Annotated in this window: 25 protein-coding genes and 1 pseudogene; 8 read left to right on the forward strand and 18 right to left on the reverse strand. The window is 38.1% G+C overall.

Annotated features, from left to right (window positions below):
- Window positions 1–2: 2 nt before the first annotated feature.
- The 5 genes from FW768_RS16330 to FW768_RS16350 all read right to left on the reverse strand — a co-directional run bounded on the left by FW768_RS16330 (window position 3) and on the right by FW768_RS16350 (window position 3523).
- On the reverse strand, window positions 3–410 hold the full coding sequence (locus FW768_RS16330; protein ID WP_185151995.1) for an SMI1/KNR4 family protein: 408 nt from the start codon (window positions 408–410) through the stop codon (window positions 3–5).
- A gap of 226 nt (window positions 411–636) precedes the next feature.
- Window positions 637–1203 carry a hypothetical protein gene (locus tag FW768_RS16335; protein WP_153397224.1) on the reverse strand — a complete coding sequence of 189 codons (567 nt, stop codon included), beginning with the start codon at window positions 1201–1203 and terminating at the stop codon, window positions 637–639.
- A gap of 249 nt (window positions 1204–1452) precedes the next feature.
- Window positions 1453–1692 carry a hypothetical protein gene (locus tag FW768_RS16340; RefSeq protein WP_185151996.1) on the reverse strand — a complete coding sequence of 80 codons (240 nt, stop codon included), beginning with the start codon at window positions 1690–1692 and terminating at the stop codon, window positions 1453–1455.
- A gap of 108 nt (window positions 1693–1800) precedes the next feature.
- Window positions 1801–2838 carry a patatin-like phospholipase family protein gene (locus FW768_RS16345; RefSeq protein WP_153397228.1) on the reverse strand — a complete coding sequence of 346 codons (1038 nt, stop codon included), beginning with the start codon at window positions 2836–2838 and terminating at the stop codon, window positions 1801–1803.
- Window positions 2839–3022: 184 nt separating this feature from the next.
- Window positions 3023–3523: a M15 family metallopeptidase gene (locus FW768_RS16350; protein WP_153397230.1), complete on the reverse strand. Its 501-nt coding sequence runs from the start codon at window positions 3521–3523 to the stop codon at window positions 3023–3025.
- A 184-nt stretch (window positions 3524–3707) separates the two neighbouring features.
- On the opposite strand from FW768_RS16350, the gene FW768_RS16355 reads away from it, so the two are divergent.
- Entirely contained in the window at window positions 3708–5291 is a 1584-nt protein-coding gene (locus FW768_RS16355) for a Na+/H+ antiporter (protein WP_153397232.1), read from the forward strand.
- Between the two features lie 284 nt (window positions 5292–5575).
- Here FW768_RS16355 and FW768_RS16360 read toward each other — a convergent pair whose 3' ends face one another.
- Window positions 5576–6106, reverse strand: coding sequence for an META domain-containing protein (locus FW768_RS16360; RefSeq protein ID WP_153397234.1), 531 nt, complete (start codon window positions 6104–6106; stop codon window positions 5576–5578).
- Window positions 6107–6219: 113 nt separating this feature from the next.
- Window positions 6220–6352 (reverse strand): annotated as a pseudogene (locus FW768_RS24035) (IS1595 family transposase); the annotation flags it as partial.
- A gap of 16 nt (window positions 6353–6368) precedes the next feature.
- Between FW768_RS24035 and FW768_RS16365 the strand changes: the two are divergent.
- Window positions 6369–7646 carry a Y-family DNA polymerase gene (locus FW768_RS16365; protein ID WP_153397236.1) on the forward strand — a complete coding sequence of 426 codons (1278 nt, stop codon included), beginning with the start codon at window positions 6369–6371 and terminating at the stop codon, window positions 7644–7646.
- Window positions 7647–7701: 55 nt separating this feature from the next.
- Here FW768_RS16365 and FW768_RS16370 read toward each other — a convergent pair whose 3' ends face one another.
- From FW768_RS16370 to FW768_RS16380, 3 genes are all read right to left on the reverse strand, one after another.
- Window positions 7702–8313 carry a YdeI/OmpD-associated family protein gene (locus FW768_RS16370; protein WP_153397238.1) on the reverse strand — a complete coding sequence of 204 codons (612 nt, stop codon included), beginning with the start codon at window positions 8311–8313 and terminating at the stop codon, window positions 7702–7704.
- On the reverse strand, window positions 8313–9452 hold the full coding sequence (locus FW768_RS16375; RefSeq protein ID WP_153397240.1) for a serine hydrolase domain-containing protein: 1140 nt from the start codon (window positions 9450–9452) through the stop codon (window positions 8313–8315). The genes FW768_RS16370 and FW768_RS16375 overlap by 1 nt, the downstream gene beginning before the upstream one ends.
- Window positions 9453–9650: 198 nt before the next feature.
- Window positions 9651–11192, reverse strand: a complete 1542-nt coding sequence (locus FW768_RS16380; RefSeq protein WP_153397242.1) for a glycine--tRNA ligase — start codon at window positions 11190–11192, stop codon at window positions 9651–9653.
- A 241-nt stretch (window positions 11193–11433) separates the two neighbouring features.
- Between FW768_RS16380 and FW768_RS16385 the strand changes: the two genes are divergently transcribed.
- The 3 genes from FW768_RS16385 (at window position 11434) to FW768_RS16395 (ending at window position 13623) form a co-directional block, all read left to right on the forward strand.
- A complete protein-coding gene (locus FW768_RS16385; protein WP_153397244.1) occupies window positions 11434–11628 on the forward strand; it encodes a DUF4177 domain-containing protein in 195 nt (64 codons plus the stop codon).
- Window positions 11629–11653: 25 nt separating this feature from the next.
- Entirely contained in the window at window positions 11654–12349 is a 696-nt protein-coding gene (locus FW768_RS16390) for a pseudouridine synthase (RefSeq protein ID WP_153397246.1), read from the forward strand.
- Window positions 12350–12585: 236 nt separating this feature from the next.
- Window positions 12586–13623 (forward strand): quinone-dependent dihydroorotate dehydrogenase, encoded by a 1038-nt coding sequence (locus FW768_RS16395; RefSeq protein ID WP_153397248.1) that lies wholly within the window; start codon window positions 12586–12588, stop codon window positions 13621–13623.
- 32 nt (window positions 13624–13655) lie between these two features.
- Here the strand turns inward: FW768_RS16395 and FW768_RS16400 are convergent, their stop codons facing one another.
- The gene (locus FW768_RS16400; protein WP_153397250.1) at window positions 13656–14543 is read right to left on the reverse strand and encodes a hypothetical protein; all 888 of its coding nucleotides are present in this window, start codon (window positions 14541–14543) and stop codon (window positions 13656–13658) included.
- Between the two features lie 16 nt (window positions 14544–14559).
- The gene (locus FW768_RS16405; protein ID WP_153397253.1) at window positions 14560–15804 is read right to left on the reverse strand and encodes a DUF445 domain-containing protein; all 1245 of its coding nucleotides are present in this window, start codon (window positions 15802–15804) and stop codon (window positions 14560–14562) included.
- 255 nt (window positions 15805–16059) lie between these two features.
- On the opposite strand from FW768_RS16405, the gene msrB reads away from it, so the two are divergent.
- From msrB to FW768_RS16420, 3 genes are all read left to right on the forward strand, one after another.
- Window positions 16060–16506 carry a peptide-methionine (R)-S-oxide reductase MsrB gene (gene msrB / locus FW768_RS16410; RefSeq protein ID WP_231128706.1) on the forward strand — a complete coding sequence of 149 codons (447 nt, stop codon included), beginning with the start codon at window positions 16060–16062 and terminating at the stop codon, window positions 16504–16506.
- A gap of 17 nt (window positions 16507–16523) precedes the next feature.
- Complete coding sequence (locus FW768_RS16415; RefSeq protein WP_153397255.1) at window positions 16524–16913, forward strand: DUF7079 family protein; 390 nt, start codon at window positions 16524–16526, stop codon at window positions 16911–16913.
- Window positions 16914–17011: 98 nt separating this feature from the next.
- Window positions 17012–17770: a murein L,D-transpeptidase catalytic domain family protein gene (locus FW768_RS16420; protein WP_153397257.1), complete on the forward strand. Its 759-nt coding sequence runs from the start codon at window positions 17012–17014 to the stop codon at window positions 17768–17770.
- 109 nt (window positions 17771–17879) lie between these two features.
- On the opposite strand, the gene fabF is transcribed toward FW768_RS16420, so the two are convergent.
- The 6 genes from fabF to FW768_RS16450 all read right to left on the reverse strand — a co-directional run bounded on the left by fabF (window position 17880) and on the right by FW768_RS16450 (window position 23121).
- A complete protein-coding gene (gene fabF / locus FW768_RS16425) occupies window positions 17880–19121 on the reverse strand; it encodes a beta-ketoacyl-ACP synthase II (RefSeq protein WP_153397259.1) in 1242 nt (413 codons plus the stop codon).
- Between the two features lie 80 nt (window positions 19122–19201).
- Window positions 19202–19627 (reverse strand): PaaI family thioesterase, encoded by a 426-nt coding sequence (locus FW768_RS16430; protein ID WP_153397261.1) that lies wholly within the window; start codon window positions 19625–19627, stop codon window positions 19202–19204.
- A gap of 10 nt (window positions 19628–19637) precedes the next feature.
- The gene (locus FW768_RS16435; protein WP_153397263.1) at window positions 19638–20906 is read right to left on the reverse strand and encodes an acetyl-CoA C-acetyltransferase; all 1269 of its coding nucleotides are present in this window, start codon (window positions 20904–20906) and stop codon (window positions 19638–19640) included.
- 11 nt (window positions 20907–20917) lie between these two features.
- Window positions 20918–21523 carry a TetR/AcrR family transcriptional regulator gene (locus FW768_RS16440; protein ID WP_153397265.1) on the reverse strand — a complete coding sequence of 202 codons (606 nt, stop codon included), beginning with the start codon at window positions 21521–21523 and terminating at the stop codon, window positions 20918–20920.
- Window positions 21524–21752: 229 nt separating this feature from the next.
- Window positions 21753–22169, reverse strand: coding sequence for an OsmC family protein (locus tag FW768_RS16445; RefSeq protein ID WP_062698185.1), 417 nt, complete (start codon window positions 22167–22169; stop codon window positions 21753–21755).
- Window positions 22170–22260: 91 nt separating this feature from the next.
- Window positions 22261–23121, reverse strand: a complete 861-nt coding sequence (locus tag FW768_RS16450; protein WP_153397267.1) for a helix-turn-helix domain-containing protein — start codon at window positions 23119–23121, stop codon at window positions 22261–22263.
- Window positions 23122–23270 lie beyond the last annotated feature (149 nt).

Genomic DNA, 23270 nt, shown 5'->3' on the forward strand with positions numbered 1-23270 from the left:
TTTTAAAGTTCTTCAATAGAGTCTATGGCTAAAAAATCTTCCAGATTCCGGTTATAGAATACAGGTTCCACTTCATCATACCGGAAAAGAAAGATGGATCCGTTTTTGCTCCCGTTTCCTGTATAAATACAAATGATATGACCAATTGGCGTAGTGGCAAAAGGAAGATATTCCCGGGGAATGTGCTGCTCCGTAATCTGAAAACTGTCTATACTTTCTTCCATCCGGGAGTTTCCATACTTTATGCTGTCTAAATCATAGGAGTTTTCCCCGGATTCCAGAACACCGCCGTTATATTTTAAATAGAGCTTTTTTAGATTTTCGGGCATAGTGAAGCCGAATTGTTTTTCAATATGCTCTATATCTTCTGTGGTAATAGGTTGTTCCTGTTCTGTGATTTTGGTTTTCATTTTCATTATGGTTTTAGTGTGGAAATTGATATGAAATCAAGAACAAATCCTTCATTTTCCAGCATTTTGATTATTTCATTCTTTTTTTCATGAACAATGATTATCGTAATCTGATCAAGATCTCTGTAATCGTCTAAATAAGGGAGGATTTCTTCAAATAATAACATCCATACTTCTTAATATAGACAATGCTTTTAAGATTATAATTTTCATAAAAACAGATCATTTATTTTATTTCATAAACGGTCATTTTTCCATCTTCATTATCCTCCCGGCTGTTATAGTACTCGTTAAATATAAAAAGTTCAGGAATTTTGTCATTATTGATGTCCATGCTGTTAAAGGTAATCCAATCCATAGATTCATAGTGGCGGACCGGTAATTTTATTTCGTTATATCCTTTTTTGTACAGAAAATAATCTTCGCCTTTTTTTCTGATCTGATAATCTTTTGTATCCCGGTTAACAGCCTTATCAGAATATTTTTTAAAGTCCAGATTCATTAGCTCCGACTGGAATTTATAAGTCTTGAACATCTTTGTTGAATCATTTTTTTTAATTAAAGGCAGAATATCCTGGTTATCGTTCAGGAAAACTCCGTTTTTCCAGACTTTAAGATGAGTATCATCCTGATAGATGCAAAATAGGCTGTCATTGGTATATGCTTTTGCATCATCACCATACGTCTGCTCTGTGAAAATCTTATTAATTTTCAATGGCTTGGGAAGCTCTGTGATATTCTCTTTTTTACATCCGATCAATATAAACAGCAAAAAAATGAATGGATATCTCATGGTTTTATTTTAGTCTGTGGAATATTACAAAAAAAACCGCAACTTTTGGTGTTGCGGCTGAATAAAATGTTCATGGTTTCCTGTATCAGAAATACAGGTTTATCTATCAATTATTAAACACGGTTCCGGCTGCTCATCATTTTGTGATTGGTGATTTCAAAGGTGTATTGGCTGTTTAATGAGACTGTTATAGGCATTGCGAGAGATTGCAAAGAGCGATGAACAGCGCCGGAACCTGTTGTGTTAAAATTATCTGGGTGCATCTTCTTCAAGAATATCTTCTTCAAAATCTTCCTTAAAAAAATGTTCAATGTCATTGAGATAGTTTTCATAATCCATCTCTGCATGTTCGATGTCGCTCCATTCTATGGTATAGAGATCGGTATCGAAAGCGGTATCCGGGTTGTGATCTGGTGTTTCCATGTTGGGTGCTTTAAGGTTTAGCGGGCATATTTCAGGTTGTCCCGTATAAATTGATGTTGAATTCAAAGGCTTTTAAAAGTTTTAAATGATTATTTTTTTTGTCTTTGTTGATGCTTCAAAGATATCCGTGGAAAGCGACAAAACTTGACGCATTAAAAATCTTTTTTACTTTTTTTATATTTTATTTCTGATCAGTTTTTGTACAATCTGATTGAGGCTTTCACGGTTGTCATCAATATAACTTAATCCCGCCTGGATTAGATTTTCAATATTGGACCTCTTTACATTATCCATTGCAGGAGAAGCATTTTTTAAAGATGGATTCAGACGGTAATAATTCTTCTGATTCCTCATTCCTAATGTCTGAAACATCTGGCCTAGCTGATAATCTACAGTTTCTGCATTGGCAGACATTAAAATATCAATGATAGGATTTACCCAGCCAATCTTCCCGGCTTTCTCCATTTTCTTAAAAGAATACGGTCTCGCCTCAATTCCTGTTCCTATAGAAACAATGATCATATCGTTTACGGTTGGATGATTGGCTTTCTGATGGTTTTTCAGAACCTCTGCGAAAGGAATTTTCCTTGCTTCGGCATAAGCACAGAGTGCAGGATTGTTGGCAAACATTCCTCCGTCAATCAAACTGAAAATCTGCCCGTACATCGATTTTATCTGTACTGGTCTGAAATAAGTAGGAGCAGCAGAAGTCGCTCTACAAACGTCTTTTACATAAAAATTATCTGTGCTCAGATGAGCCTCCCACGAATTGAAAAGCTTGGCTCTTCTGTTCTCTATATCATAGCTGGTGATTAAACATGGTTTTATAAATTCTTTAAGCTCAAGGTGTCCAAAAAAGTCATTCAGGTTTTTTTCAAGTGCTTCCTGGGAGATCTTTTCGTTCAGCAGGCCAAAAGGATTGACCAGCTTTTCCCAAAAAGAGACCTGAAATATATCTCCGCCCTTCTCAGCATATAATTCTAATCCTTTCTGAATAGAATATTTTGCCTTCCGGTGCTCATCAGGACATAAAATAATAGAAGCGATCAGCCCTCCGGTACTGCTTCCGGCTACCAGATCAAAATAATCACCGAGCCGGGCACCCGGGTTGTCATAATGCTGGAGCTGTTCCTCTATGTAACGCAGAATAATACAGGTAATAATTCCTCTTATTCCGCCTCCGTCCAAAGAAAGAATGGTGGTCTTTTTCATGATGTTTGGTTGGTTTTTTTTAATAACAGGTCCTGAGATAACTAAAACCAACAATCTGCCGATGAAAGCTGATGCTGGTTTTAGTATTGAGATCTCAGGTAACTAACATTTTCCTATGAAACAAAGGTAGACCGGGGAAGCGACAGAACTTGTCGTATTTTATTCAATTTCAAATAAAAGAAAATTAAAAAATCACATATTGCTGTTGGTCCTTTGCCATTTTAGAAAGGTTTCTCCAACTGGTTTTTACCATACCTTTCTTGGTTTGAATATTCTTTTTCTCAAAATGAGGGAGGTCTTTAAAGGTTTTCCAGTTTCCGCCCCAATCCCAGCCGTGTCTGGCGAAAATTTTTACACATTCGTACCAGTCGGCAACCTTGTCATTATCCCAGTCTTTAGCCGTGTCCCAGCTTGCCGTTTTCCCGTCAATCATCAGGCAGATGTCTACAGCGAGTCCGTAATTGTGAATACTTTGGCCGGCTTTAGCATTGGTTACCTTTTTTCCGGAAGTAATCCTTCCGATAGCATACAGCCTTTCCTGTTCTTCCATAGACCTCAGTCCCTGCGTAATTCTTACTTTAGCCCTGCCGGTAAGGGCTTCGTCACATTCTCTAATGATCTGTCTTACTTCTTCTCTTACTTCCGGGTGAAGCTTATTGATTCTTTCTGATGTTACTTTATCCATGAGTTTATTATTATAAAACAAAAGTATAGACGGTAGGCGACAGGACTTGACGTGTTTTAATTGAATTCTGAAATTTTTTATCCGGAAATCCGATTACATAAAAAAATAGTAGAAAAAATGATCTCTAAATTTTTAAAAATCAAATAGAAGTGGTAAATATGAAAGATAGAAAACATAATACCGAATGCACACGATCTTACCTTTTTTGCTGGCTATGGTGGCTGCAATTGTTTTGTTGAATATGTGGGCTGCCAGACTGAAAATTGCTTATCCGATTTTACTGGTTGTATTCGGCCTGCTGGTCAGCTTTGTACCCGGTCTTCCGGCTGTAAAGATCAATCCGGATCTTATCTTTTTTATTTTTCTGCCACCTCTGTTATTTGAAGCTGCATGGACAATCTCTTTCAAAGAAATGAAAAGATGGTGGCGGATTATCGGAAGTTTTGCTTTTCTGGTGGTCTTTTTCACTGCGTTTACGGTAGCCATAACCGCTAATTATTTTATTCCTGGCTTTACCATTGCACTAGGATTCCTGTTAGGCGGAATTGTATCTCCTCCTGATGCGGTGAGTACGGGAGCTATTATGAAATTTGTGAAAATTCCCAACACTACATCAGCAATTCTGGAAGGCGAAAGTCTGTTGAATGATGCTTCTTCACTGATTATCTTCCGCTTTGCACTGGTTGCTGTAGGGACAGGGCAGTTTGTATGGCAGGATGCGTCTCTGGATTTTTTATGGATGGTGCTGGGAGGACCTGTTATTGGGTTAGCGCTTGCCTGGATTTTTGTACAGGCTCATAAACGGCTTCCTACAGACGCTTCATCAGATATTGCGCTTACGTTGATTGAACCGTACCTCATGTACTGGGTAGCAGAGCAGTTTCATTGTTCCGGGGTGTTGGGAGTAGTATTCGGAGGGCTGTATATGTCGAATAAGCGAATGATTTTCTTAAACAGTACCAGCCGTATAAGAGGATACAGTGTCTGGGAAAGTTTTGTGTTTATCCTGAATGGAATTGTCTTTTTACTCATTGGGCTGGAGCTTCCTGAAATTGTAGGCGGCTTGCGCTCAGAAGGGATTCCCCTGAAGACAGCTATTCAATATGGAGTTCTGGTAACGGGAATTCTTATCGCAGCACGGATCGTAAGTTCTTATGCAGCCATGATTGCTACTCTTGTTTTCAGACCCGGTGTTGCTCCAAGAGCATCTTCTACCAAAAGGCGTTTGATGATGCCGCTTGTACTGGGTTGGACCGGTATGAGAGGGGTAGTATCACTGGCTGCAGCGCTGGCTATTCCTATTACCCTTGAAAATGGTCTTCCTTTTCCCAACAGAAACCTTATTCTGTTCATTACTTTTGTAGTCATACTGCTTACTCTTCTGGTGCAGGGGCTTACCCTTCCTTATGTAATCAGATATCTGCGCCCTTTTGATGATTTTATCAATGAAGAAAAAGAAAATCAGGCCAGACAGGAGATCAAGCAGAAGTTGAGGCAGCATGTTTATCATTTCCTGAAAAATAAACATGAAAATGGACTGAACAGCCATGCCGGAATAGAGCGGATGCTGAAACACTGGGAAGAAAAAAATAAAGCTGATGAAACAGAATGGATGAATGAGAAAACCAAGGCCGTTTTCATTGAAATGCTGGAAAGTCAGAGACGGTTTCTTTCAGAACTCAACAAAGATCTGTCGATTGATGAAGAATTGATACGCCATCAGCTGTATCAGATTGATCTGGAAGAAGAGCGGATAAAGATGATTTAGCCCCATTGCAGACGGATATAACCCTGAAAGAGAACTGAATTTTCGAAAAGTAGCATTTACTTTTGGTAAGAAAGTTCTAACATCCATCGTTTTTTGAGATTAAACATTTTAATTAACAAAATTCATTGTAAGAACAAATTTCCAAACTACAACTAGAATCAAAACCGATATCGGTCCAGCCTCCAAACATATTATTCATCATCTTTTCTACGGATACACATATTAAGTTTTAAACAAAAAAATCCTCTGAAAAGAGGATTTTAAAAATTAAATTTTTATAATAATTATTTTTTGATTGCAAATTTAGCAACTACAGTTTTTCCCTTTTGAAGCAGTAACATATCACCTTCAATCGTATAACTATCTGTGCTTTTTAAAGCTGCAATAAATTCATTTTCCATTTTAGTTTGGTCGCAAGCCACTTCTGTGCTATTAACATTGGCGAACAATAATTTCCCCGCTTCAACTATTTGATAATCTCCTTCTACAGTATTACAACCTGTAAATCCAGAAAATCTTGCTAATCCAGAATCTAAAGAAATGAAATAATCTTTATCTGTATTGTTTGTTACAGCGGCTCCATTTAATTCTGATAAAACCCATTTGTTTTCAGATATTGACAATTTTCCGGTTGCTGGATCGATTGTACCTGCAGGTTTTTCTGCTGATGCAGTGTTAGCACCATCAACCGTAGTTTCTTTTTTAATTGCTGTAGTGTCGTTTGTTGTGTTTGCATCAACATTTGTAGTTTGGTCTTTTTTGCAGCTTGTCATCATCACTAATGCAAGAGATGAAATAAGATAGACTTTTTTCATGGTAAATTAATTTAAGTTTTTTTTAAATTTGTATCGCAAATGTAATATTAATAATAGTTTTAACGATATAATTTTCAATTTTTATTGCTTTTTAATGTATATCTGTTTTTCAATCATACTCCTGTAATGGCCGCTATTACTAATCTGTCGAAGATTTTGTCGCCAAAATAAGGGCGATTTAGCTTATAAACGATTTCATTGAGAAAGCTGAAGATTTCTTCTTTTAAAATGATAATTTTGTATTAGATATTCACCATCCGTTATGTATGCTCTGGTAGATTGCAATAATTTTTTTGTTTCCTGCGAAAGGACTCTGGATCCTAAGCTTGAAGGCAAACCCGTTGTGGTTCTTTCCAACAACGACGGTTGCGTGGTGTCCAGAAGTAAAGAGGCACAGGATTTGGGAATTCCAATGGCAGCACCCGCTTTTAAATATAAAGAGCTTTTTAAAGAACATGATGTAAAAAGCTTTTCTGCTAAATTTGAACTGTATAATTTTAAAAGTCAGGAAGTCATTGGGGTCGCAACATCGTATGTTGATGTAAAAGATTTTGAAGTATACAGCATCGATGAACTCTTTTTAGATCTGACGAGTTTTAAATATGTTAACCTATATGATTATTGCCTGAAGATTAAAAACGAGATTAAAGAAAAAGTGCATATTCCGGTAAGTATTGGCATTGCTCCTACTAAAACCTTGTGCAAAGTTGCCAACCGGATTGTAAAAAAATATACCGATCAATTTGAAGGAGTTTATATTCTGGATACTCCTGAAAAAATTGAAAAAGCTTTGAAATGGCTTCCGATAGGGGATGTCTGGGGAATAGGGCGGAGACTTTCTGCCAAAATGCACGACAGCGGCGTCTATAAAGCCTGGGATCTGCTTCAGAAACCTGAAATCTGGGTACGAAAGATCATGGGAATTCACGGAGTAAGAATGATTAATGAGTTGAAAGGAATCCGCCAGCTGGAGCTGGATACACCATCTCCTAAAAAATCAATTGCGGTTACCCGGAGTTTCATGGAAATGCTTACCAAAAAGGAAGAAGTCCGCGAAAGGGTAGAGACTTTTGGAATGTATTGTTCGGAAAGGCTTCGTAAGCAGAATACCTGCTGTAAAATGGTCACGGTTTTTGTACAGACCAACCGTTTCAGAAAAGATCTCCCCGAATACAGGAACGCCATGACACGAATTCTTCCCAATCCTACCAATTCCTCCATTCTGATAGGAAGGGTAGTCAATGAATTGTTTGAAGCGATTTACAGAGAGGGGTTTCACTATAAAAGAGCCGGAGTAATTGTCAATGACTTTGTTCCCGAAAATGAGAGACTGATCAGCCTTTTTGAAGAAGATACCCAGAACCAGCACCTTCCGGTGATGAAAGCGATGGATGCTATGAACAGAAAATTCGGAAAAGATAAAGTCCGCCTCGGAAGTATGAGCGGGGAAAATACATTCGGCCGTGCAAAACTATCTCCGGAGTATGAGGCTTTTCTAAAGAACAATACTCTGCCTGAAGCGAACTTCAGATTCCATTGATTATTTAGTTACGTTTTTTCTAGATCAATGATCTGAAGAAAAATATCCTTTGAACCTACTTCCTTTCATATTTCCAGTTTCTTCCTTTACCTTCTGAGATCCATTCCAGAGCCTGTTCCATTCTTTTATGACGGGTAGTTTCTGTTTTAGCATCCATAATCCAGTTGATATACTCTTTCCTGAATGATGGTGAGGCTTTCTCAAAAATATGCAGCGCTTTTTGATTGGCATTTAAAGCTGTCTGAAAATAATCAGGGACTTCAGTTTCTATTTTGGAAGGAGCTGCTTTCTTCATTGTAACACCCATATCCGTAAGTTCCATGGCTTCCTTAATGGCTTTTTTCAGCAGAATTTTTGACGGAAGATCCTCCATTCTGGTGATTTTGCCTAGACTGAACATATTGCTTTTTTCAGCGTTGGTTTCCAGTTCCTTTATCGTTTTCATTTCCTGATGAAGCCAGAATCCGAGACTGCAATATTGCTTGAAAGCGGTAATCGAACATAGAATTTTCCCCTTATACATAAAAGTAGGAAATTTCCATTTGATGGCTTCTTCAGCATCAGGGCATACCTCATGAATTGTTTCACGAAGGTAATGTAATATCGGCTTTGCAAAATCTGGAGCCTGCTCGATGTATTCATCAACTTTTGCGTTGTATTTTTCCATTATGAGGTTTGAAATAGTTGTACGGTTTCATTAACAAGGAATCTCACCTGATCCGGCCTTCCCCTGTCATTCTTAGGATTGTTTGAATAGCTTCCGGTCTTTACAATAACCATATTGTGTTCCGGAACTACAATAATATACTGCCCCTGAAGTCCAAGGAAATAATAATGTTTAATAGGGTTATCATGATTGATCCAAAGTCCCAGACCATAAATTTCGTTTGATTTCTCGGTGGGGGTCCGCATCTGCTCTATAAATCTTTCATTCAGAACCTGGGTTGCTCCGACTTTCCCATTATCTAAAAACAGCTGTCCCAGTCTCGCAAAATCCCTTGCGCAGGCGTGAATACAGCAATACGTTTTTTCCATACCATGATTGTCAGTACTCCATGTTGCATCTTGTTCCATTCCCAGGGGAATCCAGAATTTTTCAGATAAATAGCTGGCGAGAGGTTGGCCAAGTGCTTTTCTCAGGGCAAAACCAAGCAGCTGCGTGGAGCCGCTCTGGTATTCAAACCGGATGCCGGGTTCCTCTTTAAAACTTCTGGAAAATACTGCTTTCACAAGACTTTTCCCGTAATACGCTTTTGCATTGGGAAGAAAAGGGTTATTGTAATCTTCATTCCAGTCAAGGCCGGCTTCCATCTGAGCCAGATTTCTGAGTGTGACCTGGCTTCCGAATGTTTTTTCTTTAAATTCAGGATAGAAATCAGACAGTTTCTCGTCTATATTATTAATGATGCCTTCTTCAAGAGCTTTTCCTAAAAGCATCACGGTTACCGCTTTTGCCATAGAAAAAGAATTGGTATGTGAAAGTTGGTTGTAACCTTCCCAATATTGTTCGTGAAGAATTTTGCCATTTTTAATGACAATGAAAGCGGCTGTTCTGGAGCGTTTTAAATCCTCAGTGATGTTTTCCGGAAGTTCCTTTTTATTGTATTCGGAGTCTTTTGCCCAGAGTTGAGGTTCTCCCGATGCAACAGGGTTGCTGGGAAAAAGATTCCCGTCATCAATATAAGCACTTGATTTTCCTTTCAGATAGGTTTTGGAAATGCCGCTGAATAAGTAGTCATATCCAAAAAGATAGGCCGCTGCCACCCCGAGTGCTGCGCCGCCTATTACATATTTCAATACTTTCATAGAGGTATGAGTATCAGTCCTCAACAAATTTAAAATAATTTTGGAAAGAATTTGAAGATGAGAAAATAAATGCACTATTTTATTTTCCGTTCTGAGTTTGATTCTGTTATCAAATCTTTGATAGGGAATATCCTGGAAAGTTCTTTTTCAGTCTGTTTATTTTCATGAAAAAAGCCCCGATAAATCAGGGCTTTGGGTCTATAGTTTTGAAAGTAAATTTCTGAAGTTGGTCTTCTCATCAATGATTCTTCTGAGATCAGCAACCGGAACTCTTTCCTGCTGCATCGTATCTCTGTCTCTGATGGTTACCGTATGATCCGTAAGAGAATCATGATCGATGGTGATACAGTAAGGAGTACCAATGGCATCCTGTCTTCTGTAACGTTTTCCGATGGCGTCTTTTTCTTCGTAGAATAAGTTGAAATCATATTTCAGGTCGTTGAAGATCTTTTCTGCATATTCTGCCAGGCCATCTCTCTTCATCAACGGAAGAATTGCTGCTTTGATTGGTGCTAATGCAGGTGGTAAAGACAATACTGTTCTCTCTGAACCGTCTTCAAGAACTTCGTCTCTTAAGCAATGAGCAAAGATAGAAAGGAATAATCTGTCTAAACCTACTGAAGTTTCAACTACGTAAGGAACATAGTTTTCGTTTCTTTCAGGATCAAAGAACTGAAGCTTTCTTCCTGAGAACTCTTCATGAGCCTTCAGGTCGAAATCCGTTCTGGAGTGAATACCTTCCAGTTCTTTAAATCCAAATGGGAAATTGAATTCAATATCAGCGGCAGCATTGGCATAGTGAGCCAATTTCTCATGATCATGGAATCTGTAGTTGTCGTTTCCTAATCCTAAAGCTAAGTGCCAGTTCAGACGTTTTTGCTTCCACTGTTCGTAGAATTCAAGTTCCGTTCCCGGAGCTACGAAGAACTGCATTTCCATCTGTTCGAATTCACGCATTCTGAAGATAAACTGTCTTGCAACAATCTCATTTCTGAAAGCTTTTCCAATCTGGGCGATACCGAAAGGAAGTTTATGACGGGAAGTTTTCTGTACATTTAAAAAGTTTACGAAGATCCCCTGAGCGGTTTCCGGTCTTAAATAAAGATCCATCGCGCTGTCTGCAGATGCTCCAAGCTTAGTCCCAAACATTAAGTTGAACTGTCTTACTTCCGTCCAGTTTTTGGAACCTGTATCCGGATCAGCAATTTCAAGTTCTTCAATCAAAGCTTTTACATCGGCAAGGTCTTCATTTTCCAGAGATTTTGCCAGCCTTGAAAGGATTGCTTCTCTTTTTGCCCTGTATTCCAGAATTTTTGGATTAGTCGCTACAAACTGATCCTTATCAAAAGCATCCCCGAATCTCTTCGCCGCTTTTTCAATTTCCTTATTCTCTTTATCTTCAATTTTAGCGCAGTAGTCTTCCACCAAAACGTCAGCTCTGAAACGTTTCTTAGAATCTTTATTATCAATCAATGGATCGTTGAAAGCGTCTACGTGGCCTGATGCCTTCCATGTTGTTGGGTGCATAAGGATTGCCGAATCAATACCCACAATATTTTCGTTAAGCTGTACCATCGCTTTCCACCAGTATTGTTTGATATTATTTTTAAGTTCGGCTCCGTTCTGTCCATAATCATAAACAGCGGATAAACCATCGTAGATCTCACTAGAAGGGAAAATAAAACCATATTCTTTAGCGTGAGAAATCACTTTCTTGAAAACATCTTCTTGCTTTGCCATAATTTTTTTAACGTCTGAAGTGCAAAAATAGTGAAAAAGCGGGAAGTTGAAGGATGGAAGACAGAAGTTTTTATATACAAGAGAATTAGGAGCCGGGAACCTGCTTTCGATACTTGCTTTTCGGGTTTTTGGCAGCGGCGGCGGAGCCGCCGCTGCCAAAAACCCGAAAAGAGCTCAGACATCCCACTCAATCCGTGTTAAGTCTCGAAAATTTATTGTACATTTAAAATAGAAATTTATTATGAAAAAAAGATTCGAATATAAAACAGTTATTATTGAGCCTAAAGGATTTTGGGGAAATAAATATGAACCTGCTGAAATTGATAAAACTTTAAATCAATACGGAAGTGAGGGTTGGGAACTGGTGACTGCTGAAAGTAGAGATTATGGAGGAACTTTTTATGGCGTTATTTATACCTTTAAAAGAGAGCTGTAGAACTAATTATACTTAGTTTTGCAAAATGTTAGAAATTCTTTATCGCGACGAACACCTCATTGCTATCAACAAACCCAGTGGATTATTGGTTCATAAATCTTTTTATGCAGGGGCGGCAGATACTTATGCTATTCAGGAGTTGAAGAAACAGATTGGGCAAAAAGTGTATCCTGTGCACCGTTTAGACCGAAAGACTTCAGGTGTTCTTCTGTTTACTTTAGATAAAGATACCCTTAGAATCATGAGTGAGCAGTTTGCATCACGCGAAGTGGAGAAGAAATACCTGGCAATTCTTCGTGGTTGGACGAAAGAAAAAGAAACCATCGATTATGATTTAATCAATGAAAATGAAGTTAAGCAAAATGCTGTTACCAACTATCACCGTCTGCAGACTTCGGAAATTGATTTACCTTTTTTAAAACATCAGACTTCCAGATATTGTTTAGTGGAAGCGATCCCTGAAACGGGACGGTTTCATCAGCTGAGAAAACATTTTAAACATATTTTGCATCCTATTTTAGGCTGCAGAAAACATGGCTGTAATAAACAGAATAAGCTGTGGCTCCAGACATTTGGTATCAACAAAATGACGCTCCATGCTCATCAATTGATTTTCAATCATCCTGTTACCAACGAAAAAATGATACTGAACGCTACGATAGATGAAGAATTCAAAAGGGTAGGAGACCTCCTAAACTTTGACCTGAGCCTGTACTCCTAGCTGTCATTGGGAAATATTTTGATTACCCCATATTTCTTTCACAGGTCTTTAAAATTTAAGGATTCAAAAAAATATGCATCTTCTGCGAGAGAAAATTTTTAGTCTCAATATTTTCTCTACTACAGATTGTGGTGTTGTCTTTTATAGATTCTGTTTATAAAACATTTTTCCATAAAATATCATAGGGTAACCATAGATTAATTTTAAATTGAGTATTTTTGTAAAACTTTTTTTCAATGTACAAAAGTATCATCAGACCTGTTCTCTTCAAATTTGATCCCGAGGAAGTTCATCATTTTACATTTTCAATGCTTAAAAATTTTGGATTTCTCACCAAATTATTTTTTCCAAAACCTATTGAAGATAAACGTCTGGAAAGAGAAGTTTTCGGCTTAAAATTTAAAAATCCCGTAGGACTGGCGGCCGGTTTTGATAAAAATGCCACATTATTCAATGAATTAGGGGACTTAGGTTTCGGATTTGTAGAAATCGGGACGGTAACCCCAAGAGCTCAGGCAGGAAATCCTAAGAAAAGATTATTCCGTTTAATTGAAGATGGCGGAATCATCAACAGGATGGGCTTCAACAATGATGGTCTTGAAGCGGCTATCGAAAAGCTGAAAGGCAACAAGGGCAAAATAATCATCGGTGGAAATATCGGAAAAAATACAGATACCACTCCGGAAAACTATACCCAGGATTATCTGGACTGTTTTGAAGGTCTTCATCCCCATGTAGATTATTTTGTATTGAATGTAAGCTGCCCGAATGTAGGAAGCCACGCCAAATTGGAAGATGTAGACTATCTGCGTGAACTGATTACGGAAGTGAAAAAAATCAATCAGTCAAAACCTGTACAGAAACCCATATTACTGAAAATCGCTCCGGATCTTAACAACAGCCAATTGGATGAAATTGTTGAGCTGATCGCAGAAACAAAAATAGACGGAGTGATTGTTTCCAATACCTCCGTAAACAGAGACGGTTTAAAAACTTCGCCGGAAGTATTAGCTCAAATAGGAAACGGAGGCTTAAGCGGAAAACCTATCCGTGAGAGAAGCACAAAAATGATCCGGTATCTTTCTGAAAAAAGCAACCGTGCGTTCCCAATCATCGGAGTAGGAGGAATTCACTCGGTGAGAGACGCAATGGAAAAATTAGATGCCGGAGCAAGCTTAATACAGCTATACACCGGATTTATCTATGAAGGCCCGGGACTGATCAGCGAGATCAATAAAGAACTTTTAAAAAGAGCCGGCAGGTTGCCAAGATAAATACAAAAAGAGAGTCAGTACGGCTCTCTTTTTTATTTTGATCTTACTATGGATGAATTCTTTATGTCAACTGTAAATGTATAAGGAGGAGAAGACGCTGATTTACCTACTTTATATTGAATGGTTTTTCTGTCTTTAGATTTTATTTTTGAGGTATCATAAATAGATTCCAGACAACTTTCTGTCAAAAACTCTTCGTAATTTTTAAAATTCCAGTCTTTTGTAAAGTAAAGAATGCGGTAGCCTTTCTCTCCTTCGCTGGCCCCGCATCTTCCACAGGCATTAAAGTTGGAAGTATGCTCAAAATACAGCAAAACTCTGTTCCCGTTTTCCCCCGATGTATAGGAAATCAATTCATTCCCGCCGGCCTGGTTAATAAAATCGAAGGTATTGATCTTTTTATTATTAGGCAGAGACAGATAATTGTTATAACGATAGATCATGTTATTTTCAGTAAGAAGTTCTGCCGGTTGAACTTTTTTGCCCAGATGAAAGCTGCCGGAAATTATACTTTTTTTTGTGTAGTCACGATCGAAGAGAATATATTCTTTAGGATTCAATGCCTGAGCGAGTTCGTTCGTTTTCTCCATTTTCTGTGGGGAGGTGATCTGCTCTTTAAGTTTTTGAGAATTCAGTTTTTGCTGAGTTCCGAAATTATACAATGACAGTTTGCCATAATCATAAACTCCGGTCAGAGGGATTTTCTTCTGATACTTATCATAGTAATACCAGCCATCTACAAAATACTGATACAGGCTGCAATCTGCGATACCCGCATAATTAAGCTGCATGGTAATAGGGATTCCTGCAATCTGGCCTTTGAAAATCTGTGATGAATCCGTTACAGATTTCAATTCAATCTTTTGACTGAAACAGCCAATAAAAAAGGAAAGGAATAATACAATAAACGTTTTTTTCATGGCTAGTTTTTCAGTTTTAAAGGAAGAAATGGGCAATCGTATAGATGATAAGCCCCACCAGACCACCTACCAGAGTTCCATTAACACGGATAAACTGCAGATCTTTTCCAACTTCCAGTTCCAGTTTTTCACTCAGTTCTTTTCCCTGCCAGTTTCCAACCGTTGTACTGATGAGGTTTCCGAACTGATGGGTATTTTTAAGAATATATTTGTAAGCCGTAACGCGAACCCAGTGGTCAATTTTGTTCTGAAGACTTTCATCTGTCTTTAAATTCTGTGCAAACTTATTCAGGTTTTTAGAAAGATAGTTTTTTAATGCAGAATGTTCTTCCTGCAACTCCTTCATCAGCGTTTTTTTGATAGAAATCCAGATGTCGTTGGAATATTCTTCCAGTTTATCATTTTTCAGAAGTCCGTTTTTGATGGTTTTAAATTCGTCGTTCCATTTTGGATCTTCTTTAAGATCAACAGAAAATTCATGAATTTTTTGTGTAATCAGCGTTCTCACTTCATGCTGAGGGCTTTCTTCTATTTCCTTGAAAAAATCAGAAAGTCCGTCTGCAATCTTGTCTGCAATTTTATTGTCTACAAAAGACGGAATAAACGTGTAGCTTCCTTTTTTTACCCGGTCTTTAATCATTTCATCATTTTCCAGAATATATTCCTTGATCTGTCTTGAAAGGTTGGTGATGATCCTCTGATGGTCATTTTTTTCCAGAATATAACCGATCCCGTTTCCTACTACTTTATTGAGTTGAATATCATCTGTCATTTCAGACACTTTTTTGCTGATAAACTGGCTCACTGTCATATCATCAAGTTTATTCAGAATGTCAAGAACAATATCCGAAATATTTCTGATCAGAATATTCTGATTCTTTTCTTTCCCCAGCCAATCTCCTACGAAGTTTGAAATTTTAAGCTTCTGAATATAGGGACGGATATTCTGAGGAGACAGGAAATTGCTCACCACAAAACTTCCGAGATTATCTCCCAACCGTTGTTTGCTATTCTCAATCAGATTGGTATGAGGAATAGGAATTCCCAAAGGATGGCGGAATAAAGCGGTAACAGCAAACCAGTCTGCAAGCGCTCCGACCATCGCTGCTTCTGCAAAAGCACGCACATAGCCGATCCAATGAGAAGTATTGGACTTCTGTAATAGGCTGGTCACAATGAAAATCACCGCCATCAGAACAAATAATCCTGTGGCAAATGCTTTATATTTTCTGAGCTGTTTTCTTTTTGCGTCATCATTCATATTCTCAAATTTACTAAATTTGACTATCAAATCATTCAATATTTAAACCATAAAAGATAGAAACGTGTCTCTGAAAAATGCAAATAAGCAGAAAATTAAAGATTTTCAAAATCTGAAGTGCTTTTACATCTCCTCTCTCTTTTGTGGATAAGATACAAGAATTTAAAACTTATGATGAGATTTTTAGTTTACATCATCATATTAATTTTTCTGCAAGGATGCAGGCAGAAACATCAACCCCTTAAAATCACCTCCATGGAAAATAAAGAAGCAAAAAATAATCCATACTATTCCAGAACAGATACCACAAAACTCAACATTTCCAATGATGAATGGAAGAAAATCCTCGCTCCTGATCTTTATGCTATTGCCAGAGAAGCCGCTACAGAAAGAGCTTTCACCGGAAAGTACAATGAATTTGATGAAATCGGGGAATATTATTGTTCCGTTTGTGGAAATCATCTGTTCCGTTCTACTTCTAAATTTGCCAGCAGTTGCGGATGGCCGAGTTTTTTTGAAGCCGATAAAGAAGGCGTTTATTACAAACGAGATCTTGCCTATGGGATGGACAGGGTAGAAGTACTATGCAAAAGATGCGATTCTCATCTGGGACATGTTTTTGATGACGGTCCGAAACCTACAGGACTGCGTTATTGTATGAACTCTGTGAGTTTAGAATTCGTCCCGAATTCTGAAAAATAGTTTTTTAACTGAATGATATGGAAGTGCTGGAGCTCACGGATGAACGGAAAATGGTTTGGAAGGCATTATCCGAATTATACCTGGATACGGAACTTCAGGAATCAGATTTTCATTATGTAGCTCTTACGTTTTTTAAAAGTCCCTTCACTTTTGAAGAAATTAGAAAAATTGATCAATATGAAGTTTTTCCTGTTCTCTTTTTCAATCTATTAGATCCGGCCGGAGAATGGGCTGGCTTTGAGGAAAAAAGATTAGTTAAAAATATTATAAGCTGGCTCGGCTCAAGAAGTCAGTTGGATATTTTTGCGCTCAAATGTATTTATCCTATTTATGAACCGATAAATAGGAGTTATTGGAAAAAACTGAAAGAGGTTTATAATCAAATAGATGAATCATCGCACCGTTAAAGTTTCTTAAATTGAGTTAAACTTTTTAGAGTTATAATCTGCTGGTAATTATGTTTTTATAATTTTGCCTCACTAATTTGGAATTAATATAGTATTGAATGAAAGGATTTTATAGCGTATTAGGCCTTGTTTACATGGTCACGACTTCATTCTATCTTTCTCCCAGACCGGCAGTAAAGAATGAGAATGTCCCCACAGTAAAAACTGAAAGAGTAACCGACACGAAATCTGAGAAGACTACAGCTGCTGTATCTTCGTCAGAAGCATTATTCCAATCTATTGCATTTGATCCTGATCACGAAATGAACTTCGAAGTTTTCTCAAAAGCACTGACAGGATTTGAAAATCTGAAAAAAGCAGGATTGCTCAATCAGGAGTCGCATTTACTAACCATCTGCGATTTTTCTATGTCCTCTAATACAAAAAGACTTTGGGTAATTGATCTTAACGACAAAAAAGTATTGTTCAACTCACTGGTTGCCCACGGAAAAAATACCGGCGAAGAATTTGCTACGAATTTTTCTAATACGGAAAGTTCGCAGCAGAGCAGCATGGGATTTTATATCACAGATGCAACCTATAGAGGCGATAACGGATTTTCTTTAAGATTGCTGGGAATGGATAAAGGTTTTAATGATGCCGCATACAGAAGAGCAATTGTAATGCATGGAGCAGATTATGTAAGTGAACAATTTGCCGCAACGCACAAAAGAATCGGAAGAAGCTGGGGATGTCCTGCTATTCCGAGAGATCTTACACAGCCCATCATTAATACCATCAAAGGAAGAAATCTTCTCTTTATTTATTATCCCGACCAGAAATACCTTTCTTCGTCGGAATGGCTAAAAGAAGCATAAAAATAAAAGCAGTCAATTTAATGGCTGCTTTTATTTTTTATTAGTATGAGATTCTATATTATAATAACCCCTAATATCTGCTAGATCAGCGAGAAAATAAAAACTCCCTTTATTTAAACTTCTTGAAAATCAAAGTGGCATTGTGCCCACCAAATCCAAAAGCATTACTCAAAGCATAATTGATCTCCTTCTCTTTAGCCTCTCCAAAAACAATATTGACATCTTTCGGAATATTTTCATCAATTTTATGAAGGTTAATCGTTGGTGGAATAATTCCGTTTTCCACAGCTTTGATGGATAGGATGGCTTCTGCCGCCCCTGCCGCTCCTAATAAATGTCCGGTCATAGACTTGGTGGCACTAATGTCGAGCTTTTTACTGCCGTTAAACAGCTTGCTGATCCCTTTCAATTCCACAAGATCGCCAAGCGGAGTAGAAGTGGCATGAGGATTCAGATAATCAATATCTTCAGCATTAATTCCTGCTTCATTAAGTGCGAGCTGCATCGCTTTAATGGCTCCTACACCATCAGGATGAGGTGCGGTCATATGATAAGCATCGGCAGTCATAGCCGCCCCAACTAGCTCTGCATAAATTCTGGCTCCTCTTGCTTTAGCGTGTTCGTATTCTTCCAGAACCAGTGCTCCTGCACCTTCTCCCATAACAAAGCCGTCTCTGTCTGCATCATAAGGACGGCTGGCTGTAGCCGGATCATCATTTCTGGTGGACATGGCCTTCATAATGGAAAAACCTCCTATTGATGCCGGAGAAATGGCCGCTTCTGAACCTCCGCTGATAATTACTTTCGCTTTCCCCAGACGGATATAATTAAAGGCATCCATCAATGCTGTATTTCCCGTTGCACAGGCTGAAATCGTGGTATAATTGATTCCCTGAAGACCGAATTTCATAGAAATCATTCCCGAAGCCATATTAGCAATGAATTTAGGAACAAAGAACGGATTGAATCTTGGCGTTCCGTCTCCTTTCGCAAATTCCATCAGTTCGCTTTCAAAGGTCCACATACCACCCTGCCCTGTTCCCCAGATCACTCCCGTATCAAAAGGGTCCATATTCGGAAGGTCAAGCCCTGAATCCTGAATGGCCTCTGCAGATGAATACAGGGCATATTGGGTAAACAGGTCGCTTCTTTTTATTTCGTTATGGGTGAGGTGGACTTTCGGGTCAAAGTTTTTAACCTCACAGGCAAAATGTACTTTAAATTTCTCTGAGTCAAAATGAGTAATGATTCCTGCACCGCTAACTCCGTTAATACTGTTGTGCCAAAAATCTTCGACATTGTTTCCCAAAGGCGTCACTGCGCCCAGTCCTGTAATGACAACTCTTTTCATATATACGTATCTATCTTTTTAAGGGTCATAAGTCGCCACCATCTTTTTGTTTGAAAGAATCAATGATGGTGATTTCATACTTAGTTATTAATTTTGAATAAATTGGAGGTTCCTCTGGCAATAAGCCTTGTCTTGTCTGCATTCCATATTTCGCATTGGGCATTCACAAACTGCCGGCCTCTTTTTATAATTTTTGTTTCGGCTACAATATTATCATTTTCTTTTGCAGTTGAGAAATAATCAATCACATTATTGATGGTGGTGATGAAAGAATTTTCATTCAGAGAAAACATAGTAGCTCCAATGATATCGTCAATAATGGCTGCTGTTACACCGCCGTGAAGATTTCCGATCGGGTTCAGCCATTCCGGCCTTACCGTATACTGAAATTGAAGATGTCCTTCTTCCGCAGAAATGACAACTGGATTAAGCCATTTCATAAAGGGTGATGGCGACTGGCTGAATTCTTTTCCTATAAATTGCTGAAGCTGTGTTAATCTGTCCATATATTTTGTACTATTTTTCTATAATCATCGTAACACCCTGTCCTCGAGCGGCACAAATGGAGATAAATCCTTTTCCGCTTCCTTTTTCATGGAGAAGCTTGGCCATTGTAGCAATGATCCTGCCTCCCGTGGCAGCAAAAGGATGAGCAGCTGCAAGACTTCCTCCTTTTACATTCAGCTTATTTCTGTCGATCTTTCCTAATGCTTTTTCCAGTCCGAATTTTTTCGCCAGATCATCATGTTCCCAGATCTTCAGGGTAGCAAGAACCTGTGCGGCAAAGGCTTCATGAATTTCATAAAAATCAAAATCTTCCAGTCTCATATCTGCTTTTCTGAGCATTCTGTCGGCTGCAAAAACAGGTGCTAAAAGAAGATTCTGTTTGTTTTCAACATATTCAATCCCCGCAACCTCTGAAAAAGTAATATAAGCCAGCACGGGTAGGTTATTTGCTTTTGCCCATTCTTCCCTGGCCAATAATACAGCGGAAGCTCCATCTGTAAAAGGGGTTGAGTTCCCGGCAGTCAGCGTTCCATGCTGTTTGTCAAATGCAGGTTTCAGTTGCGAAAGTTTTTCTAAGCTGGTATCACGACGCAGATTATTGTCTTTATCCAGTCCAAAAGCTGGTGTAATCATATCATCAAAAAATCCTTCATCATAAGCTTTTGCCATATTTTGGTGGCTTTTTAAAGCTAATTCATCCTGTTCTTCACGGGAAATTTCATAATATTTTGCGGTAATTTCTGTGTGTCCGCCCATAACCAGGCCGGTTTTGGGTTCCTGTCCTTTGTAAGGAATGGGCAGCCAGTCTTTAAGCTTGGGACTTAATAACTGTTTTATTTTTCCAAATGCTGATTTCTCTTTATTGGCTTTTAAAAGAGCTTTTCTCAAACGGAGTGAAGATTCAAAAGGAATATTACTCATGGCTTCTACACCGCAGGCAATTCCGCTTTCTATCTGGCCTAATGCAATTTTATTTCCGATATAAATGGCGGCTTCAATTCCCGTATCACAAGCCTGCTGAAGATCACAGGCCGGAGTTGCCGGATCTAGGGATGTATTCATAACAGATTCCCGGATGAGGTTGCTTTCGGAAATATGTTTGATAACGGCACCTCCCGCTACTTCCCCCAAAAGCTTTCCTTGTAGATGGTACTGTTGTATCAGGCCTTTGAGTGCAGCTTCCAGCAATTGCTGGTTTCCCTGATCTGCATACGCTGTATTGATTCTGGCAAAAGGAATTCTGTTATATCCTACAATAGCCACTTTTTTTGTTTCCATAATCTCTGTTTTTAAGATGAAAGGATGATGAGTTCGCAATCGATTATTTGGGTGATCCTGTCCAGTGCGAGGTTCAGGAATTTTTCTTCATCAGTAGTTTTGGAAAGCAATATCCCGCCTTCAATGAGCATAATGAAAAGAGCTGCATATTCATCGGGATGAACATCAGGGTTGAGCTCTCCGTTTTTCTGCCCCTGTTGAATGACTCCGGAAATCTTATGGGTCCAAATTTCAAAAGATTCTTTGACTTGGTTTTTCAATGCAGGAAAAGAATCATCCGCTTCAGTGGCTGCATTCATAATTGGACAGCCTCCGTTGGAGAAAACTGAACGCCAGTTTTTTCTGTAAAAAGCTACGAATGCATAAAGCTTATCCACTGTTGTTGGAAACTCGTCCCCGAAAGACCGGCTCATGATTTTGCTCAATTGGCTGGCATTGTATCGGTAAACTTCAATAGCCACTTCGTCTTTATTCTCAAAATTTCCATAGATACTCCCTTTTGTAAGGCCTGTTGCCTCAGTAATGTCTGATAGTGAGGTAGACATATACCCTTTAGTATTGAATATAGATGCCGTTCTTTCAATAATAAACTGCCTGGTCTTTTCTGCCTTTGACATTTTTATATCTTTTTTTTCAATACAAATATACGGAAATATACCAATCGGTATATTTTTCTCTTAAAATATTTCATCACCTGCAAATCAGTTTTATTATTATCAAAAAAATCAGCTCAATCAGCAAGAATAAAATAAACCATTAAAACCAGTCAGAAATAGGAACTGCAAGGCATTTTCCTAATGTTTTCAAACTTACTTTTAATGGTTTAAAAAGAAATTGAATATAATCTTATGCTAAAGTCGCATTCAGAGTAATTTCAAAATTGAATGCAGCACTTACCGGGCATCCCTCTTCAGCGATTTTAGCGTACTTTTGGAACTCTTCTTCAGAAATTCCCGGAACTTTTGCTGTTAAAGTCAGTTCAGATTTTGTGATTTTTCCGATACTTGGGTCAAGAGTGATGACGGAAGTTGTTTTTAATTCTTCAGGATTGTAACCTGCCTGGGAAAGTTCCGCGCTTAGTTTCATGGTAAAGCATCCCGCGTGTGCTGCTGCCAGAAGTTCTTCAGGATTGGTTCCTACACCATCGGCAAAACGGCTGTTAAAAGAATACTGAGTTTCGTTTAAGGTGGTACTCTGAGTAGTTAAGTGTCCTTTTCCTTCTTTGATGGTACCGTTCCAAACGGCTGTTGCGTTACGTCTCATAATGTTTGGTTTTTATTATTGATATTTTGTATTGTTTTTTGATATGACAAAGGTATTGCAGTTTATAGCTGGATTCAATAGATAAAAAGACTTAAATATTGTACTTTTTTCCTGAAGTGTAATTTTTTTTGAAATTGGAAGGAGTGCTTCCTGTTTTTTGAGTAAATAATCGGTTGAAATAGGCTGGATCTTCATATCCCAGATTATAGGCGATCTCCTTAACAGGTTTATCCGTATAAAATAATAACCTTTTGGCTTCCAGCAAAATTCTGTTAATGATAAACTGGTTGGGAGATTCGAGTCTAAGGCTTTTAAATTTGTGCGTTAAAGTTTTCGGAGCGATATGAAGCAGCTCGGCGTAATCTGATACATTATGTTTCTTCCTGAAATGAATTTCCAGATGTCTGCTGAAATCTCTGAAAACATCAAGTTCGGTACCTGAAATTTTTACAGTGTCATGATCAAGATTTTGTTGTTTCCATTTTCTGGTGGCACGGATGATAATCTGTTTTACATACGTTCGTATCATTTCTTCAGCCGAAGAATCTTTATATTCAAGCTCTTCTCTTATATGTTGAAACAGCTTTTTGAAATCTGTTGCTTCTTCAGGATCAATTTCAACAAATGGAATTTCAAATACATTATGGAATAAAAGCCCATCGCAGGCTACTTCTTTATCATGAATCTGGATACAGTAAAAATCACGATTATAATAGAGTAATAAAGCCTCTTCTTTTCCCTTTTCAATCTTCATATGCTGTCCGGTAAGAAAAAATAAAGAAGGTTTTGAAGTTTTGTAATGGCTGAAATCTACTGTTAGTTCATAGCCTTCAGGAATGAAAAGGATTTTAATGTCAGATATGAAAGCATTGCTTTGAACGGCTTCCAGATTTCTTTCCGAAAACACTTCAAGCCCCAGTTTTTTATAATGATCTTCAAAAATGAGCGGCATAGAATTACTTTAGTTTAAAGATACGAAAAGAAATGAAGGCGACAGAAGGAAGCCGAAAGTTATTATTGTGTATAGATTTGTCTCCTGTTAAGCTAATATATTTCCACTTTTTTAAGGTGAATTAAGTCGTAAGGTTATCTGGCGGATAC

This window comes from Chryseobacterium vaccae (assembly GCF_009602705.1).
Classification (GTDB): Bacteria; Bacteroidota; Bacteroidia; order Flavobacteriales; family Weeksellaceae; genus Chryseobacterium; species Chryseobacterium vaccae.

Bases quoted from the DNA above. Each gene is read 5' to 3' on its own strand.
- FW768_RS16330 (WP_185151995.1), bottom strand. From the start codon at position 410: ATGAAAACCAAAATCACAGAACAGGAACAACCTATTACCACAGAAGAT.
- FW768_RS16335 (WP_153397224.1), bottom strand. From the start codon at position 1,203: ATGAGATATCCATTCATTTTTTTGCTGTTTATATTGATCGGATGTAAA.
- FW768_RS16345 (WP_153397228.1), bottom strand. From the start codon at position 2,838: ATGAAAAAGACCACCATTCTTTCTTTGGACGGAGGCGGAATAAGAGGA.
- FW768_RS16350 (WP_153397230.1), bottom strand. From the start codon at position 3,523: ATGGATAAAGTAACATCAGAAAGAATCAATAAGCTTCACCCGGAAGTA.
- FW768_RS16355 (WP_153397232.1), top strand. From the start codon at position 3,708: ATGCACACGATCTTACCTTTTTTGCTGGCTATGGTGGCTGCAATTGTT.
- FW768_RS16360 (WP_153397234.1), bottom strand. From the start codon at position 6,106: ATGAAAAAAGTCTATCTTATTTCATCTCTTGCATTAGTGATGATGACA.
- FW768_RS16365 (WP_153397236.1), top strand. From the start codon at position 6,369: ATGTATGCTCTGGTAGATTGCAATAATTTTTTTGTTTCCTGCGAAAGG.
- FW768_RS16370 (WP_153397238.1), bottom strand. From the start codon at position 8,313: ATGGAAAAATACAACGCAAAAGTTGATGAATACATCGAGCAGGCTCCA.
- FW768_RS16375 (WP_153397240.1), bottom strand. From the start codon at position 9,452: ATGAAAGTATTGAAATATGTAATAGGCGGCGCAGCACTCGGGGTGGCA.
- FW768_RS16380 (WP_153397242.1), bottom strand. From the start codon at position 11,192: ATGGCAAAGCAAGAAGATGTTTTCAAGAAAGTGATTTCTCACGCTAAA.
- FW768_RS16385 (WP_153397244.1), top strand. From the start codon at position 11,434: ATGAAAAAAAGATTCGAATATAAAACAGTTATTATTGAGCCTAAAGGA.
- FW768_RS16390 (WP_153397246.1), top strand. From the start codon at position 11,654: ATGTTAGAAATTCTTTATCGCGACGAACACCTCATTGCTATCAACAAA.
- FW768_RS16395 (WP_153397248.1), top strand. From the start codon at position 12,586: ATGTACAAAAGTATCATCAGACCTGTTCTCTTCAAATTTGATCCCGAG.
- FW768_RS16400 (WP_153397250.1), bottom strand. From the start codon at position 14,543: ATGAAAAAAACGTTTATTGTATTATTCCTTTCCTTTTTTATTGGCTGT.
- FW768_RS16405 (WP_153397253.1), bottom strand. From the start codon at position 15,804: ATGAATGATGACGCAAAAAGAAAACAGCTCAGAAAATATAAAGCATTT.
- msrB (WP_231128706.1), top strand. From the start codon at position 16,060: ATGGAAAATAAAGAAGCAAAAAATAATCCATACTATTCCAGAACAGAT.
- FW768_RS16415 (WP_153397255.1), top strand. From the start codon at position 16,524: ATGGAAGTGCTGGAGCTCACGGATGAACGGAAAATGGTTTGGAAGGCA.
- FW768_RS16420 (WP_153397257.1), top strand. From the start codon at position 17,012: ATGAAAGGATTTTATAGCGTATTAGGCCTTGTTTACATGGTCACGACT.
- fabF (WP_153397259.1), bottom strand. From the start codon at position 19,121: ATGAAAAGAGTTGTCATTACAGGACTGGGCGCAGTGACGCCTTTGGGA.
- FW768_RS16430 (WP_153397261.1), bottom strand. From the start codon at position 19,627: ATGGACAGATTAACACAGCTTCAGCAATTTATAGGAAAAGAATTCAGC.
- FW768_RS16435 (WP_153397263.1), bottom strand. From the start codon at position 20,906: ATGGAAACAAAAAAAGTGGCTATTGTAGGATATAACAGAATTCCTTTT.
- FW768_RS16440 (WP_153397265.1), bottom strand. From the start codon at position 21,523: ATGTCAAAGGCAGAAAAGACCAGGCAGTTTATTATTGAAAGAACGGCA.
- FW768_RS16445 (WP_062698185.1), bottom strand. From the start codon at position 22,169: ATGAGACGTAACGCAACAGCCGTTTGGAACGGTACCATCAAAGAAGGA.
- FW768_RS16450 (WP_153397267.1), bottom strand. From the start codon at position 23,121: ATGCCGCTCATTTTTGAAGATCATTATAAAAAACTGGGGCTTGAAGTG.